Here is a 16,683-nt window from a genome sequence, read left to right as displayed (position 1 = left end):
AACCTTGAACCTGACGTTGGTTGACGAGTTGATGACAAGTCGCTGCGTCGAGCAAGCGCGTGGCAAAAAGACATTTTATTGCGTGATCTGGGCGTGGCTGTTGAGTAGCTGCACGATCCGCTCAGGCGCATTCCACATCATGACATCCAGAATCGACAGACCTGGCTCGAAGACATAAGGACTGGTGTCATATTGGACGTTAGAAAATTGCATGAATTCTAGCTGGATATCCAGCTGGGCAAAATCCTGAGTATCAAATAGTGCACGTCCATTGACGGGATTGAGATAGGCCCCGGCGCCCAGCTGTCGACAGATTTCTGGCGCCCACCCGCCCGGCTTGCTGACTGAATGTAAGTCTAATCCCAGCTCCGAGCATACTCGATAGTTAAAGGGCAGCCCGAGATATTCGCACACTGAGGCTAGCCCTGCGATATTGAGTTGCACTAATGAATTATCTTTGGCACGTGCAAATGCCTGCGAAACAAGATCCATAACCGTTTCGTAATAGGGCGCCCTGCGACGATAGTGACTGAGTTTTCCCGATACACTACGCTGGGTAGCCGTGAGATCGTTGACGTGCACTTCATGAGTCAGCAGCGTGGTCGACGAGGTTATCAAGGGAGCGCTGATGTAGTTCCAGCCATTTTGTGGATGCAGTACCCGGTTACGATTCATCCATGAGCGCGGTGTGTACTGTGTGACATCGAACACTATCCACTGGTCGGTATGGGCAATCAGCGCAAAATGCCCTAGATAAGGAAAAAAATAAGGTTGCATGATTCCCAGTCTCATACTCACCTCCTCAAAATTTCGGCCAGTTTCTGCGCCTGGTGATGGGCTTGGCAAATCACATCAACGATGCGCTCTGCGCCGTACACATCGAGGGTCTGTCCGATAGGCAGTTGCAGGGTTCGCTGGCACAGAGCATCGGTTACCGGTAAGTCCGGTTGTATCTCCGCATTCTTGTAGGGAGGGCAATGGTGCACACCTGGTGAGAAGTACCGTCTGGCCAGCACATTCTCGGCGTGCAACACTCTCTGCAGTTCATCTCGCGTCAAGCCAAAGATAGTAGCCTCCACCTCGCAAACCACATATTGGTAATTGGTTCGACTGACCCGTTCAGGTTGCAGCAAATGGATGCCCGGCACATCAGACAAACCAGTTCTATAGACTTCAAACAGTTGCTGGTTGCGCTGGAGTATCTGCGGAAATTTATTCAGGCTCAACAAGGCGATGGCGGCCTGGGCTTCTGACATACGTCCATTGGCTGTACGACTGACCGGCACTGGATGCCCAGCGCCATAGCTGCTACGAATGTTGCGCAAGCGTGCCGCGAGTTCGTCATTGTTGGTACAAAGGCAGCCGCCCTCTGCGGCACTGAATACTTTTGTGGCATGGAAGGAGAAGACCTCGAGTTCGCCCGTCCCTCCCACTGGCACCCCTTGAACCTCGCAGCCAAAAGCATGAGCTGAATCAAAGTACAAGCCAATGCTTCGCCGTTCACAAAGCTCAAGTAGAGCCTGCTGATCACACACATCCCCCCACAGATTGACAGCCAGAACCGCACTGACGTCCTCATCATTGATCAAGCGCTCGACGTGAGTCGGATCAATCTGGTGGGTGAGAGGATCGACATCACAGAACAGCGGCTCCACGCCAGACCACGTCAGCGACTGCGCTGTTGCAATAAAGGTATAGGCAGGCGTAATGACCTTTCCCTTTAGCGCCAGTGCGTCGGCTGCCATCATCAAGCCGATGGTGGCATTAGCCACGCAGATGACATGACGAACACCCAGACGCTGCTGTAGCTCAGCTTCCAGCTGCTGTACTAGTGGACCCTGATTTGTGTAGTACTGGCGTTGAAAAATCCCGCGCATGGCTTCTACATAATCGTCCCAGTCCGGGAAGTAGAGTTGGCCCACAGGCAGAGGCTTCGTAAAAGCGGGCTGACCGCCCAGCATGGCAAGCTTGTGGTTATTCATACAGTCAGCATCTCTTGAATAGGCTCGGCTTGCTCAGCGACAAAGCGCATTAAACGACACACTTTGACAATGTCATCTTCATTTACGAAATGGCCGCACGGGAGCAGTAGGTAGCGCTCCGCGAGGTATTCAGTCTGTGGCAAGGGGCCTGCCAAAACAGGATAACCGTAAGATTTCATGTGCAGTGGAGGGGAGTAATAGGCTCTGGCCAGTATCTGTTCGGCATTGAGTAAACGTAGGGTCAACTCACGCGGTAGAGGCCAGTCATCAAGCAGTTCGATTAAGATATTTTTGAATCCGCAGCGTTCGGTCTCCTCGAAGGCCACCATACGAACCCCGGCAAGTCCTTCCAGTTCTCGTTGATAGATCCTATAGCGCTGGCAATTATCCGCTACCTCTTGGTCCAATTCGTCAAGCCCTGCTAGGGCCATGGCGGCATGCACCTCATTGAGTTTGGCGTTCATGCCAAGCTCGACGACATTGTCTGGGGTATAGAATCCGAAACCACGCATGGCCAGTAATCGTTGCGCCAACTCGGCGTTGTTGGTGGTGACGTAGCCTCCTTCAAAACCATTCAGCAGTTTACTGGCATGCAAAGAGAAACACTCTGCCACGCCGAAGCTGCCCACTTTCCTGCCATTGAAGGTTTCATAGACAGACTCGACAGCATCGATGAACAGTGGCACTCCAGTCTCTAGGGAAAGTTGTTCAAGCGATATCACATCACAGCAGTTTACGATCGGGTGTACCCCAAGTATAAGCGCCGTGTCGTCGTTGACATGTGGGCGTGCCATCCGCGCACTGATGGCCAACGTATCGGTTTCAACATCGCAAAAGCGGGGTGTCAATCCTGCCCACGCTGCTACATCGGCCATACGGCGGTAGGTCAACGAGGGCATGAGCAATTCTTTTCGTCCAGGCATTGCCAGTGCGCGAATGGTCAAAACCAGCGCCCAGAATCCACTGCAGAACGTGATGCAATACCGGGTTTGGTGGAAGTCCGCCAATCGCTGCTCAAGCATCTGCACGACTGGACCGTTGTTAGTGTATTGCTGCGCCTCATAGAAGATCCGAGAGTACCTTAGAAAACGATCAAAGTCTGGAGCAACCAAGCTGGAGGTCGAACGTGGAGTATCAAACAGAGGGCTTGCTCCGAACAGGGCCAAGTCCGCGGGGGTGTGCTTAACTTTTTTCAATTGTCATGCCCTGTCACGAGCCAGTAGTACATCATACCGATAGTGCCCAGCATAAAATTCACGGGGCATCCGTTGAATTGAGCATCGCCAGCCACAATCTTCAGCTAAGGCCTCGAACTCGGAAGGGCTTCGCCATATGCCAATCAAAGAGTCAGCCATCTTCAGCTCGTGATCATGAGACTTGCCATCTGTATAGAACGCTTCATGCAGCTCCAAATCCGGGAGGTTGCCGATAAAAACACGATCTACGTTGACGAATTCTCGGTTCAAACGAGTCAGAACTTGGCGCGCAGTAAGCTCGGGGAAGTAGGAGAAACTGCCATAGCACAATACTTTGGTAAATCGCTGAGGACAGGGCTCGGATACAATATATTCCCCAACATCCTTAAGTACGAATTTGCGATTTGGTTGTTCAAAGTAACGCTTGGCCACGTCTATTAGGATCTCGGATATGTCCACGCCCAAGAAACTGTGACAATCGTCGAAGAAGTACTGTGATAGCGCACCGTTACCACATGCCAAATCCAATAATTGGTCATCCGGAGCGAGCTGCAATGTGTCGCGGATGGTCGAGACAATCATGGAGATTTGTTCGTCCGAGACAGGCTCGCCATTAACTGTGCGCTTGATTTGGCGCCAGAAATCGCCAGGTGCCATATTGGATGGAAACTTCTTATAAATAGAATCCATTGTGTTCCCTTATAGTTTATGTCCTGGCAATGGCCACCGATCGCTAAAATCGGCGCGGTCCGGATCACACTGGACGCTTAGACGGGTATGTTGGTCATGACGAAAGCATTCGCTTGTAGCTTCAGCATGGCCTTCTGACGCTAACGCATTGCTCGGCGCCAGAAGGCCCTCGGCCTGCGCCAGCATATGGCTGCCGCGTCGGACCGAGAGCTGGATGGCGACGGGTGACGCGATGTCGGGTTTCGCTGTAATCAAGTGAGCCTCGCCTGATTCGCCGAGATGTCAGAAGTCATTAGCCGATGGCTGGTTTTTTGACACTTCAAGCATGATTACGAGGCTCGAGCAAAAAACCGGCCAGAAAACCTAGGGGTCGAGGTTTTCTGGCCGGTTTTTTGCTGCTGGAAAGGAAGAGTGACGCGCAGGCGGCGGTTTATCGAACAGCACCGGACCTTTTTTGGCGGCTGCCATCAACGGCATGATCTTGAGGATGCCCCTGCACGTTATTCCAAGACAAATTCGTATTGAATTCATGGGAAGCCACTTTGGACCTGCTCATTCGAGATGAAATCGCTTACTCGGTGAATGATCATGGGTTTGTGGCCTTTCTAGCCTAACGCCAACGTTTTACACGAACGCGGCTGCACAGTTTCTCGGCAGTCGCGTTCTGATTGGGAGCGCAGCACGTGAGTCTCACCCCGCTGGTTACGATTGCTATTCCGTCTTACAAGCCACGGCATTTCGAGGCCGCCTTGCTCAGTGCGATGGCGCAGAGCTATGAGCGCCTGGAAATCTTGATCAGTGATGATTGTCCTAGCGATGCAGTCCAGCAGATTCTGCGGCGGCATGTGTCTCGAGGTCGTCATGAAATCCGGGTGATTCGCAACCGCCCAGGGTTGGGCGGGTTGATGAACTACACCCAGTGCGTGGTCGAGGCCCGTGGCGAGTTCGTCAAGATTTTGAATGACGACGACATTTTGATGGTTGACTGTATTGAGCGCATGGTCGATGTATTCCAAACCAACCCCGACATCAGCCTAGTCACCAGTCGACGTGTATTGATCGATACCCTTGGGGTGCCGACTGCGGATATCCTCGCCACCTGCAGCCCTTTTGCCGAAGATGCCGTGATTCAAGGGGCGGATCTAGCGGCTTACCTGGTCGACGAGCCGATCAACTTCATTGGCGAGCCCAGTACGGTCCTGTTCCGCCGTGAGCATCTGGCCGACATCAAACCCCACATTGCCTGTCTCAATGGCCATACGGTCCGTGCCATCAACGACCTTGCCATGTATGTCAATATTCTGCGACATGGCCACCTGGCGTATTTGTGCGAGCCTCTGTCCTGCTTCCGCCGGCATGACGAGCAGCGCCAACAGCAGTCCGATATACAAGATCTGTATCGCCAGTACATACACGTATTCACCTCGCAAATCCGTGAAATGGGGTTGTACCATCCGCAACCGAACGGTCAGGTGCGTTATCGCCCTTTGGGGGGGAGTCCGGACGAGTGGCAATTATTCCCGCTTCGCCAGCGGTTCAGGGAGGAGGGCGCACGGCTTGCGTATGAGCAGCAGCACGCGCTCATGACTCAGGCGGTTACGAAAGCGGCGGGAGGCGCCCGCATTCACCAGATCTTCTATTCCCCGGAGACCCGCGCCATGCTGGAGCCGGGCTTCACGCCGCTTGATAACTGTGGTCAGCGGCCTGACTGGGCGGAATATTGGCCAATTCGCAATCTATTGTTGAATAAGGATCTGGACGAGAACGCGTTCTATGGGGTGCTTTCCCCTCGCTTCAAACAAAAAACTGGCCTCGACTCAGGGCAGGTGCTCGAGTTTGTAAAATCGGCACCAGACGATGTCGATGTGTTGCTGTTTCCGATGTTTTTCGACGAACTCGCATTCTATGAAAACACGTTCATTCAAGGGTTTGCGTGCCACCCCAACATTTGGCCCGTATTTGTGGAGATGGCGCGCCAGTTGAGCCCAGGCGTAAATCTTGAAACCTTGGTCATGGATGCCCGTCGTTCGCAGTTCTGCAACTTCTTTATTGCCAAACCGCGCTTTTGGCGGCACTGGTTCAGTAAAGCGGAAACGATCTTCCATGCTGCGGAACAGGCCCGCTCGGGAGTGCGCCCAACACCCTACGGCGCTGCGCTGAACGAAGCCACCCTGCACCGTGGTGAGAAGGGTTACGAGTGCAAGGTTTTCGTGATGGAGCGATTGGTGTCCTTGATACTGGCCACTGAATCGCAGTGGCGGGTACTGGCCTACGATCCTCTGAAACTGGCAGCGCTTAACAGGCCTGTCGACAATGACTACCTTCGGCTCAATGAATTGAAAGCCCGCCTGTGCGAAAAGGACAGCGATGAAATTCGCGCGGCATACGAGGTGCTGAGAGAGAAAGTTTTCCGTACGGTCTGCGCTGAAAAAATTGCGGAGCTTGGAGGGAATGTCCGGCCTATCGCGGAGCAGATCAAAGCCGCGTTGCGCAATGTTCAGTTGTTGCCGACTTCAACGAGTGTTTCTCAATGGCTCGCGAAACGAATCCCCAGCGAGGCACAGCAACGTTTGATTGCCGAGCGCCTTTCGACCCAGGCGGCGCCTACCTTCGGGGTTTTGGTGTTGGACTGTGAGGGGCGTGCCGACCGGCTGATGTCAACGCTGCAAAGCTTAAGCCAAGAGTGCAACCTCTATTCCGGCCTCAATGTCGTTGCGTTGACACCGTATGTGTTGCCTGGGGCGAGCGTCTCTCAAAATGCGCTGCGCTACGTGCGTATCGAGGGGACAAATCCATTGCCGGGAATTGAGCAGGCGGTGCGCGAAGGTGGTTTCGACTGGTTCATGCTGGTGGAGGCGGGGACCGTATTCACTGCCAGTGGTCTGCTGATCGCCGCACTTGATTTGCTCGGCGCGCAGGGCTTGCGTGCGGTTTATGGAGATGAGGTCGTTGGTTCGCAGGGTAAGCCTCAGGAACCGGTACTACGCCCGGATTTGAACCTGGACATGTTGCTCAGCTTGCCCAGTACGATGGCCAGCCACTGGTTATTTAATCGTGAGGCCTGGTTGTCGTTAGGGGGGTTCCGCAGTGAGGCAGGGCGAGCGTTCGAATTGGATTTCATTCTGCGCATGATCGAAGACAAAGGCTTTGAGGGTTTGGGGCACATCAGTGAGCCCTTGTTGATTCGAGCGCCCACGGTCCTGCGTGATTGCGAGGATGAGCGTCATGCTATTCATCGCCATCTGCAAGCCCGCGGATTCAAGGATGCGACTGTCGAAAGCCGTCTGCCGGGCCACTATGAGCTCGACTATGGTGTAGCTGATGGTGCGCTTGTGAGTATTCTGGTGTCGACTCAGGGCGGGTTGGCCCGGGCTCATCGCTGCTTGGAAACCATTCTGGAGAAGACGGCTTATCGTGCCTACGAGGTGTTGTTGCTGGACCAGTGCGACGATGACCCGGCCCTTCAAGCCTGGTTGGAAGGTCTTGAGCAATTGGGCTCGGAGTCTCTGCGCGTGGTGCGGTTCCCTGCCCAGTGGTCGCAAGCGCAAGTGCGCAACCAGGCCGCGCGGCAAGCGCGTGGCGAGTTGCTGCTCTGGTTGGATTCAGGCGTTGCGGTGCTGGAGCCCGACTGGTTGCTGCAACTTGTTAACCATGCTTGCCGCCAGGAAGTCGGTGCGGTGGGCGCCAAGCTGCTTGCGGGTGATTGCACCGTACGTCAGGGCGGTTTGGTCTTGGGACTCAATGGAACGGTCGGACAGGTCTTCACGGGCCAACCCATGGGGGCTGCAGGCTACCTGCACCGTCTGCTGGTTGACCAGAACCATGCTGCGATAAGTGGCAAGTGCCTGATGACAAAGGCCTCGGTGTTCCTTGATGCAGGAGGCTTCGATGAAAGCCCGGAGCTGGCACCATGGACCGATGTCGACCTGTGCCTGCGCCTGCACAGTGCGGGTTACCTCAATGTATGGACCCCGAGGGCCTCGCTGCTGATCAACGAAGCTTCCGAACCAGCTGTCACTGCTGAGCAAGCCGATGCCCTGTATGCCCGCTGGCTGCCGTTGCTGGCGCGTGATCCGTCATACAACCCTAACCTTTCGTTGGGCGCTGGCGATGAGTTCAGCTTCGGCCAAAGCGAGCTGAGTTGGCGACCGCTATCGTCGTGGCAGCCCGTCCCAACGGTACTAGCCTATGCAGCGGATCAGCAGGGAAGTGAGAAGTATCGGATTATCCAGCCGTTGGAGCAGCTCAACAGCGAAGGGCTGATCGATGGCACGTTGATCCATACGCAATTGTCGCTGACTGAGCTGGAGCGTTTTGCGCCGGACAGCATCGTGTTGCAGCCTCAAATCAATGAGGTGCAACTCGAGCGGATGCGCCGTATGCAGGCATTCTCTCGAGCGTTCAAGGTGTACGACATGGATGAGCGTCTCCTGAGTTTGTCGCAGGGTAATGACGGTCGGTCGGCATTGGCCTATTCAGATCGCCTCGTGGTTTCTACCGAAGCACTGGCAGAGACATTAACGGGGTTGCACCATAACATCCGAGTGGTGCACAACCGGCTTGATCCTCGCTTGTGGGCTGATCTTGCGAGTCGTCGCCGCCGTTCTGCCAGACCGCGGGTTGGTTGGGTTGGAGGTCGCGGCCATGACAGTGACCCACAATTGATGATCGAGATCGTCAAGTCGCTGAGCGGCGAGGTGGAATGGGTTTACTTCGGCATGTGTCCGGATGTATTGCGACCCTACATTAATGAGTGTCACGCGATCGTCGCGATCGATGACTATGCGACTACGCTTGCGCGACTTGACCTCGACTTGGCTCTGGCGCCCAGGGAACAGACCCTGGTCAATGAATGCAAGAGCAATCTGCGGTTGTTGGAGTATGGGGCCTGCGGTTTTCCGGTGGTTTGCAGCGACTTGGCATGCTATGGGGGCGATCTGCCTGTTACCAGGGTACGAAATAACTTCGAGGATTGGCTGGGAGCGATTCGCATGCACCTGAGCGATTTGGATGCTACTGCTCGTATGGGTGATGAATTGCGGGCACGCGTGAAGCGCGACTGGATGCTTGGTGGTGAACACCTGCAGCGCTGGCGCGAGGCTTGGCTGCCGGGCTGATGTGGCCCGCGAAGTCACTGCGATGAGGCTTTGCAGCATGGTCCGTGCCCTTTCCTTGGAAGTGGCTACGGGCCATTGTTGCAAGTGAGGGCGCGTATTTGTCGCAACAGTGACTTGGCAGTCGAAACGTGCATCTCTAATCTATTGAGTTAGCGGGCAGCCACATCGGTGTGACGTGCAAGGCGTGTGGCTTCGGCCCCTGTGCCCGCGATTTTTCGCCATTTCCATCGGGAAGCCACAATGATTGGCATCAAAAGCATCGCCAGTTACGTACCTGTCGAAGGCGTTGACAACTACGCCCAAGGTGCGAAATTCGGTAAGGATCAAGATTTTATCTTCGGTAAGATCGGCTCGACTTTTTTGCCGCGAAAGGAGGCCGGCCAGGAAACCTCCGACCTGTGCGTCGAAGCGGCCAAGGCGTTGTTCGCGATTAATCCCTCGTTGGACCCGGCTTCCATCGACGCAGTAATCGTTGTAACCCAGAACGGTGATGCCGAAGGCCTGCCCCACACGGCCGCTATCGTCCAACACAAGTTAGGCTTGTCGACGCATGTCGCGGCTTTCGATGTTTCGTTGGGGTGCTCGGGCTATGTATACGGGTTGTACGCGATGAAGGGCTTCATGGAGGCCGCAGGCCTGAAAAACGGCCTACTGATCACCGCCGACCCCTATTCGAAGATCGTCGATCCAGAGGATCGCAACACCACGATGTTGTTTGGCGATGCCGCCACGGCCACGTGGATGGGGGAGGACGCCGAATGGCAGTTGGGAAGGTCGCTGTTTGGAAGTGATGGAGCGGGCGCCGAACACCTGCGTACCACCGGCGGCAAGTTCTTCATGAATGGCCGGCAGGTTTACAACTTTGCTTTGGTCAAAGTGCCTGCACACTTGAAGCAGTTGCTTGAGGCAAGTCAGTTGCACGCCGATGATATCGACCTGTACTGCCTGCACCAAGGAAGCGCGGCGATCGTGGATGCTGTCTCCTTGCGTTTCGAGGAGGGCGAGTACCGGGCGAAGTTCGTCAAGGACATGGTCGAAACAGGTAATACGGTGTCGTCTAGCATTCCGTTGCTGCTGGAGAAGCACGTGCTCGGCTCACGGTGCAGGCGGGTTGCCCTTAGTGGCTTTGGTGTGGGGCTGTCCTGGGGATCAGCGATAATCGAGCGTCGTGACTAAGCATTTTCGCATTGTAGTAAAGAGCGCCGCCATTTTCTGGGCGGCGTTTTAATTTCTATCGTTGATCGCGATGTGGCACGAGGCTATTACAGCTTGAGGGGCCGTATGTCCTCTCTATACAGTATTGTGTTGTGCAGCTTCATGCATTGATCTGCTTGCCCGCCAGGGCAGGTGCCAGTTGGCCTCCAAATTATGAGCAGGGTTGAGATGACTACGCTTCAGGAAATTAAGGAATTCATCAGTTCGCCCGAACTGAACCAGAGCATGGCTCAAGTGTGGGAGCTGATAGGTCACCACTTTGAGCAGGCCCAAGCAACTCTGCCGCCAGAAAGCGCCATGCAGCGCCGCGAGCTTTCCTTCCATGATCAGGTTCGCCTTCTGGGTTATTTAGCCCTGATGCTCGAGGACGTGCCTGGTGATGTGGTCGAGATTGGTGTCTGGAAAGGCAAATCCTTGGTGCTGATGAATGAAGTCTTCAATCGCTCGCGTCGTATTATCGGAATCGACCCGTTCGAGCTGCCCAATCAGTTCCAGGAGTTTTCTCACTACAAGGATTTGTTGCTACCGAATGCCTGCATTTTGAGAGGCTACTCGGAGTTATGCGCGGAGCGTTTTCATGCACTGTCGCCCCGCGTAGCTCTGCTACATATCGATGGTGGGCACGCTGGTCGCAATGTGCTGTTGGATTTCCTGCTGTACGCACCGAGCGTGGTTCCTGGCGGGTTTGTCGTATTCGATGACTATCGTGATTTTCGTAGCTCTCCTGAAGTCGGTCCGGCGGTCGATTTGCTCAGGGCAGGCGGCTATTTCAAAGGGTTCAACATACTCGGCTCGATACCGGGCTATGAGAATAGCTACGTGCTGCAACGCCTCTGAGTGCAATGGTATTTGAGCTACTCGATCTGAAGGGCAGCCCTTGATGCTGCATGGGTAGGGCCAAGGTCCTGCTCAATGCAAGGGGGGCGTCAGTCTTGTTCGGAGCTTGGCAGAGGGTAAACCGTCTTCTGGCTGACGGATGGAGGCGCGAAGGTGATGCTTCGCGCCCGTATATTGACGTCAAGTTATTGATTTCATTGGGCTGGCAGGGTGCCAGCAATTTTTTCGAAAAAAAGCTAAAGCAACGAGCCCTGACGACGATAACTATTACGAAGGTTCTCTGTGCCACCCCCGGGCGAATGCCAAGGCCGGAAGCCGTAGTACCCAACCAACGAGGAATTCGTCATGGCTTTGACTGTAAATACCAACACTACCTCCCTGGGCGTTCAGAAGAACCTGAATCGTGCTTCCGACGCGCTGGCCACCTCGATGAGCCGTCTGTCCTCCGGCCTGAAAATCAACAGCGCCAAAGACGACGCTGCTGGCCTGCAGATCGCGACCAAAATGACCTCGCAGATCCGCGGTCAGACCATGGCTATCAAGAACGCCAACGACGGTATCTCCATCGCCCAAACCGCTGAAGGCGCGATGCAAGAGCAGACCAACATCCTGCAGCGTATGCGTGAACTGGCCCTGCAGTCGCGTAACGACTCCAACAGCTCCACCAACCGTGACGCACTGAACGGCGAGTTCCAGAAGATGCTGGAAGAAATCGACCGTATCGCCAACAGCACCCAGCTGAACGGCAAGAACCTGCTGGACGGTACCGGTGGCTCGATGGTCTTCCAGGTTGGCTCCGAAGCTAACAGCAACAACCAGATCACCATTACCCTGAGCTCTTCCATGAGCACCACTGGTGGCCTGTCGGCTCTGGCTGGCAAGACCATCGCTGGTGCAGATAGCTCGACTGCCGAAACCAACTTCGCTTCCGCCATGTCGGCTATCGATAGCGCTCTGCAGACCATTGGTACCACCCGTGCCGATCTGGGTGCCGCTCAGAACCGTCTGACCAGCACCATCAACAACCTGCAGAACATCAACGAGAACGCCGAAGCTGCTCGTGGCCGCGTACAGGACACCGACTTCGCTGCTGAAACTGCCCAGCTGACCAAGCAGCAGACCCTGCAGCAAGCGTCGACTTCGGTTCTGGCTCAGGCCAACCAGCTGCCGTCGGCAGTTCTGAAGCTGCTGGGCTAATCTGCCTGACAGTTGTCGGCGGGGGGGTGCATAGGCGCTTCCCCGCCTTTTCATTGTGAGGTGGTTAAGATGGACATGAGCGTCAAGCTGAACCTGTCCTATCAGGCTACGCACCAAGCCGAGCAGGTTTCCGAAAAACAGGTGGTTCGGTCGACAGACGTATTCGATGGCGTTAAAAAGGACGACCCGGTCAAAGTGCAGGGCGTTGACGATGTGAAAAGTGCCGTCGCGGAAATCGAAAAGTTCTTGAAAGAAACCCGACGTAACCTGGAATTCTCTACTGACGAGGAATCGGGCAAAATCGTGGTCAAGGTCATTGCCAGCGACAGTGGTGAGCTGATCCGTCAGATTCCCTCGGAAGAGGCCCTGCGAATCGCCCATAGTCTGAGCGATGTCAAAAGTGTTCTGTTCGACGCCAAGGTTTGACCGGCGGCGAGCAAATGATGTGAATCATGTTGGTCCTGCGGAGTAGGATTGACGCGTTGATGAGAGGGACAACAGCATGGCAAGCCCAATTACATCCAGCGTAGGTTTGGGTTCTGGTCTCGATATTGGAGCGATGGTCAAGGCGCTAGTGGGCGCTGATACTGCCGCCAAGCAAGCGCAGATCGCCCGGCAGACTAGCAACAACAGCGCGATGATCTCGGGTATTGGCTCGCTGCGCAGTGCGCTCACGGCGTTCCAGGACGCCATGAAGAAGCTCAATGACAGCAATGCTCCCTCCTTCAACGCCTACTCTGCCAAATCGGCGAACGAGTCGGTGGTCAAGATTGCGTCGAGCAATAACGCGGTGGCCGGTAGTTACGATATCGTAGTGAATCAGCTTGCGACTGGCTCGAAGGTTGCCAGTGCGCGGCAGGCGGGCGGTGCCAGTACGCCCATCACAGCCGGTCAGATGGTCATAAGTCAGGGTAATAGCAAGACCTACAATCTCGACATCGCCAGCGGGGCCACGTTGCAAAGCGTTCGTGATCAGATCAACAAAGAGCTGGGCGCGAGCGGCATTACCGCCAACATCATCAACGAGACCGGTGGTTCCAGGTTGGTACTGAGCTCTACCACCACCGGCGCGAACACCGATATTTCCGTTTCCGGTATTCCCGAGCTCGTTATCGATGGCAGCACACAAATGTCGGGCGCCGGTGCAGGCTTCATCTCAGCCAAGGCGCAGGATGCGGAGCTGACCATCGACGGTTTGAGCGTGAAGAGCGCGTCGAACAAAGTTGAAGGGGTTGTCAGCGGTCTGACCTTGGAGCTTACGGGTGTCAGTGCTAAGGATGGCGCTGGTAATTCCACGCCAACCAAGCTGACGGTCGCGGCCGATAACGATGGTTTGAAGAAGTCGGTCCAGAGCTTTGTCGATGCCTATAACACCTTGCAAAAGGCGATTTCCGACCTGACGTCGCCGACCAAGAATTCCGATGGCACGGTAAAGTCGCTTGGTCCGCTAACCAACGACCCAACCACGCGCTCCTTGCTTGCGGATATGCGTAAGGTATTAGCCGAAGTGGGGGCGGGCGACAAGCTCACCACCTTGGGTCAATTGGGGGTCAACACCCAGAGAGATGGTACGCTCGAGTTCAATAGCGTCAAATTCACCGCTGCAATGGATGAAAAGAAGCTCGGTCCGGAAGTGCAGGAGCTGTTCACTGGCACCAATGGCATTTTCGAGCGGATGAACAAGGCAATCGACCCATACAACGCTACGGACGGTAGCTTGGCAACTCGAAAATCTAACCTCGACCAGGCTGCCAAGAATCTCAGCGACCAGCAGGCTGCATTGGATCGTCGTACTGAGTCCTTGACCGAGTCCCTGACCAAGAAATTCGTCGCCCTGGACACCGCCTTGGGCAAGATGAAAGCCCAGGCCGACCAGATCACCTCGATCTTCGAAGCGATCAACGCCCAGGCCAAGAAGTCCTGATCCTTTCAGGCGGACACTAAAAAGCCCGGCGGCGTCTGCAGGATGCCCCGGGCTTTTGGCTTTATAGCTAAAGTTCTTTGACGCCGCGACGATACACAGGTATACGCAACCTTTTTCGCTGCAACGAGGTAGATCCATGAACCCGATGTTGGCCCTCCGGCAATACCAGAAAGTCAATGGTGTGGCGCAGACCTCCGTGGCCAGTCCGCACCGTCTGGTACAAATGCTCATGCAGGGTGGTCTCGATCGTCTTGCCCAGGCCAAGGGCGCCATGGCGCGCAACGACGTCCCTCAGCGCGGCATTCTGATCGGCAAGGCCATCGACATCATCGGCGGGTTGCGCGAAGGTTTGGACCTTGAAAACCATGCCGACAGCCTCACCGATCTGGACAACCTGTACAGCTACATGAGCCGTCGCCTGGTCGAAGCCAACGTCAAGAACGATCCGGCGATCATTGATGAGGTGGCGCGTCTGCTCATCACGGTCAAGGAAGGCTGGGACGCGATCGGCGATCAGCAGCCGGCAGACTGATTCGGGAGAGGTTGCAATGAGCGAGGTGATCGAGCGTATCGAGCAGACCCGTGAGGCGCTGCTGGCGGCATTGGATAGTCGTGATTGGGATGCGATCGGCGAGCTCGACCTGGAGTGCCGAATTTGCGTCGACGACGTGCTGGCTGAGGCCTCGCTCAACGAAGATGCGGTAAAGGGCAGCCTAGAGCAGTTGCTTGGCGTTTATCGGCAACTTATTGATATTGCAAGTGGCGAACGTCAATCGATAGTCGACGAGATGACGCAGATTCGTCAGGCGAAAAATGCCGCAAAGGTATACCATCTCTTCAGTTGACGCTGGAGGGGTGCAAAAAATCGCGCGCCATTAATTTGACTGTGTGCGTTTTTTTGACTTAACTAGTGACTGTTTTCGCAAAATCAGACGTCCGAGCACTGATCATTCAGTCGGAATGATGTCGAGCACGCCTGCGGGCGTCGAAATGACTAGGGAAGTTGCTAACGCATGTGGCGTGAAACCAAGATCCTCCTGATCGATGACGACAGCGAACGCCGCCGCGATCTGGCGGTGGTCCTGAATTTTCTAGGCGAAGAAAACCTCTCCTGCTCCAGCCATGATTGGCAGCAGGCGGTTGCTTCTTTGTCGTCGAGTCGCGATGTGCTGTGCGTACTGATCGGGACCGTGAATGCTCCGGCGGGTGTCCTTGGGCTGCTTAAGACAGTGGCTGCATGGGATGAGTTCCTTCCGGTTCTGCTTTTAGGTGAAATTTCTTCTGCGGACTTCCCGGAAGACCTACGCCGTCGCGTTCTGTTCAATCTCGAAATGCCGCCGAGCTACAGCCAGTTGCTCGATTCGCTGCACCGTGCCCAGGTCTATCGTGAAATGTACGACCAGGCCCGCGAGCGCGGCCGCCAGCGCGAACCCAATCTGTTCCGCAGCCTGGTCGGCACCAGCCGTGCCATCCAGCATGTGCGCCAGATGATGCAGCAAGTGGCCGATACCGATGCCAGCGTGCTGATTCTCGGTGAGTCCGGCACTGGCAAGGAGGTGGTGGCGCGCAACCTGCACTACCACTCCAAACGCCGCGAAGCGCCGTTCGTGCCGGTCAACTGCGGGGCGATTCCGGCCGAATTGCTCGAGAGCGAGTTGTTCGGGCATGAGAAGGGCGCCTTCACCGGGGCCATCACCAGCCGCGCCGGGCGTTTCGAGCTGGCCAACGGCGGGACCTTGTTCCTCGACGAGATCGGCGACATGCCGCTGCCGATGCAGGTCAAGCTGCTGCGTGTGCTGCAAGAGCGCACCTTCGAGCGGGTCGGTAGCAACAAGACCCAGAGCATTGACGTACGCATCATTGCCGCGACCCACAAGAACCTCGAGACCATGATCGAGGAAGGGACCTTCCGCGAAGACCTGTACTACCGCTTGAATGTCTTCCCCATCGAAATGGCGCCGCTGCGTGAGCGAGTCGAGGATATTCCGCTGTTGATGAACGAGCTGATCTCGCGCATGGAGCACGAGAAGCGCGGCTCGATCCGTTTCAACTCAGCATCGATCATGTCCCTGTGCCGTCACGGTTGGCCGGGGAACGTCCGTGAGCTGGCCAATCTGGTCGAGCGCATGGCGATCATGCATCCGTACGGGGTGATCGGGGTTTCCGAGTTGCCAAAGAAATTCCGTTACGTCGATGACGAAGACGAGCAGATGGTCGACAGCCTGCGCAGCGATCTGGAAGAACGTGCGGCGATCAACGGTCACGCGCCAAGCTTCTCCGGCAGCACCATGCTCCCGCCAGAAGGGTTGGACCTGAAGGATTATCTGGGCAACCTCGAGCAGGGCCTGATCCAGCAGGCATTGGACGACGCCAACGGTATCGTCGCGCGAGCCGCCGAGCGCTTGCGTATCCGCCGCACCACGCTGGTGGAAAAGATGCGCAAGTACGGCATGAGCCGTCGAGAAGGTGACGATCAGGCAGAAGGTTGACGCCTTCTGCTTTCTACAAGCGGGGCTGCTTTGCAG

13 protein-coding genes are annotated in these 16,683 nt (G+C 55.6%); 9 read left to right on the top strand and 4 right to left on the bottom strand.

Going from position 1 to position 16,683, the window contains the following annotated elements; genetic code table 11:
* Positions 1 to 75 precede the first annotated feature (75 nt).
* The 4 genes from DQ397_RS07040 to DQ397_RS07025 are packed head-to-tail and all read right to left on the bottom strand — an operon-like array spanning position 76 to position 3,868.
* On the bottom strand, positions 76 to 792 hold the full coding sequence (locus DQ397_RS07040) for a WbqC family protein (RefSeq protein WP_256664373.1): 717 nt from the start codon (positions 790 to 792) through the stop codon (positions 76 to 78).
* 2 nt (positions 793 to 794) lie between these two features.
* Positions 795 to 1,982, bottom strand: coding sequence for a DegT/DnrJ/EryC1/StrS aminotransferase family protein (locus DQ397_RS07035; protein ID WP_043210892.1), 1,188 nt, complete (start codon positions 1,980 to 1,982; stop codon positions 795 to 797).
* Entirely contained in the window at positions 1,979 to 3,178 is a 1,200-nt protein-coding gene (locus tag DQ397_RS07030) for an aminotransferase class I/II-fold pyridoxal phosphate-dependent enzyme (RefSeq protein WP_043210890.1), read from the bottom strand. Before DQ397_RS07030 ends, DQ397_RS07035 begins: the two co-directional genes overlap by 4 nt.
* A gap of 3 nt (positions 3,179 to 3,181) precedes the next feature.
* On the bottom strand, positions 3,182 to 3,868 hold the full coding sequence (locus DQ397_RS07025) for a class I SAM-dependent methyltransferase (protein WP_043210888.1): 687 nt from the start codon (positions 3,866 to 3,868) through the stop codon (positions 3,182 to 3,184).
* 683 nt (positions 3,869 to 4,551) lie between these two features.
* Here DQ397_RS07025 and DQ397_RS07020 point away from each other — a divergent pair.
* From DQ397_RS07020 to fleQ, 9 genes are all read left to right on the top strand, one after another.
* A complete protein-coding gene (locus DQ397_RS07020) occupies positions 4,552 to 8,985 on the top strand; it encodes a glycosyltransferase (protein WP_052352456.1) in 4,434 nt (1,477 codons plus the stop codon).
* A 240-nt stretch (positions 8,986 to 9,225) separates the two neighbouring features.
* A complete protein-coding gene (locus tag DQ397_RS07015) occupies positions 9,226 to 10,161 on the top strand; it encodes a ketoacyl-ACP synthase III (protein ID WP_148921521.1) in 936 nt (311 codons plus the stop codon).
* Positions 10,162 to 10,368: 207 nt separating this feature from the next.
* The gene (locus DQ397_RS07010; protein ID WP_043210983.1) at positions 10,369 to 11,037 is read left to right on the top strand and encodes a class I SAM-dependent methyltransferase; all 669 of its coding nucleotides are present in this window, start codon (positions 10,369 to 10,371) and stop codon (positions 11,035 to 11,037) included.
* A gap of 345 nt (positions 11,038 to 11,382) precedes the next feature.
* Positions 11,383 to 12,234, top strand: a complete 852-nt coding sequence (locus tag DQ397_RS07005) for a flagellin domain-containing protein (RefSeq protein ID WP_043210886.1) — start codon at positions 11,383 to 11,385, stop codon at positions 12,232 to 12,234.
* A 69-nt stretch (positions 12,235 to 12,303) separates the two neighbouring features.
* Positions 12,304 to 12,660: a flagellar protein FlaG gene (locus tag DQ397_RS07000; protein WP_043210883.1), complete on the top strand. Its 357-nt coding sequence runs from the start codon at positions 12,304 to 12,306 to the stop codon at positions 12,658 to 12,660.
* Positions 12,661 to 12,736: 76 nt separating this feature from the next.
* Positions 12,737 to 14,158, top strand: a complete 1,422-nt coding sequence (fliD, locus tag DQ397_RS06995) for a flagellar filament capping protein FliD (RefSeq protein WP_043210881.1) — start codon at positions 12,737 to 12,739, stop codon at positions 14,156 to 14,158.
* A gap of 136 nt (positions 14,159 to 14,294) precedes the next feature.
* Complete coding sequence (gene fliS / locus DQ397_RS06990; protein WP_043210879.1) at positions 14,295 to 14,690, top strand: flagellar export chaperone FliS; 396 nt, start codon at positions 14,295 to 14,297, stop codon at positions 14,688 to 14,690.
* Between the two features lie 16 nt (positions 14,691 to 14,706).
* The gene (locus tag DQ397_RS06985; protein ID WP_043210877.1) at positions 14,707 to 15,003 is read left to right on the top strand and encodes a flagellar protein FliT; all 297 of its coding nucleotides are present in this window, start codon (positions 14,707 to 14,709) and stop codon (positions 15,001 to 15,003) included.
* A gap of 168 nt (positions 15,004 to 15,171) precedes the next feature.
* Positions 15,172 to 16,647: a transcriptional regulator FleQ gene (fleQ, locus tag DQ397_RS06980; protein ID WP_043210875.1), complete on the top strand. Its 1,476-nt coding sequence runs from the start codon at positions 15,172 to 15,174 to the stop codon at positions 16,645 to 16,647.
* Positions 16,648 to 16,683: the final 36 nt, after the last annotated feature.

Source organism: Pseudomonas sp. CK-NBRI-02, from assembly GCF_008124495.1.
GTDB classification, from domain to species: Bacteria; Pseudomonadota; Gammaproteobacteria; order Pseudomonadales; family Pseudomonadaceae; genus Aquipseudomonas; species Aquipseudomonas guariconensis.
This window is presented reverse-complemented; position numbering and strand designations above follow the sequence as displayed.

Bases quoted from the DNA above. Each gene is read 5' to 3' on its own strand.
- DQ397_RS07040 (WP_256664373.1), bottom strand. From the start codon at position 792: ATGAGACTGGGAATCATGCAACCTTATTTTTTTCCTTATCTAGGGCAT.
- DQ397_RS07035 (WP_043210892.1), bottom strand. From the start codon at position 1,982: ATGAATAACCACAAGCTTGCCATGCTGGGCGGTCAGCCCGCTTTTACG.
- DQ397_RS07025 (WP_043210888.1), bottom strand. From the start codon at position 3,868: ATGGATTCTATTTATAAGAAGTTTCCATCCAATATGGCACCTGGCGAT.
- DQ397_RS07015 (WP_148921521.1), top strand. From the start codon at position 9,226: ATGATTGGCATCAAAAGCATCGCCAGTTACGTACCTGTCGAAGGCGTT.
- DQ397_RS07010 (WP_043210983.1), top strand. From the start codon at position 10,369: ATGACTACGCTTCAGGAAATTAAGGAATTCATCAGTTCGCCCGAACTG.
- DQ397_RS07005 (WP_043210886.1), top strand. From the start codon at position 11,383: ATGGCTTTGACTGTAAATACCAACACTACCTCCCTGGGCGTTCAGAAG.
- DQ397_RS07000 (WP_043210883.1), top strand. From the start codon at position 12,304: ATGGACATGAGCGTCAAGCTGAACCTGTCCTATCAGGCTACGCACCAA.
- fliD (WP_043210881.1), top strand. From the start codon at position 12,737: ATGGCAAGCCCAATTACATCCAGCGTAGGTTTGGGTTCTGGTCTCGAT.
- fliS (WP_043210879.1), top strand. From the start codon at position 14,295: ATGAACCCGATGTTGGCCCTCCGGCAATACCAGAAAGTCAATGGTGTG.
- DQ397_RS06985 (WP_043210877.1), top strand. From the start codon at position 14,707: ATGAGCGAGGTGATCGAGCGTATCGAGCAGACCCGTGAGGCGCTGCTG.
- fleQ (WP_043210875.1), top strand. From the start codon at position 15,172: ATGTGGCGTGAAACCAAGATCCTCCTGATCGATGACGACAGCGAACGC.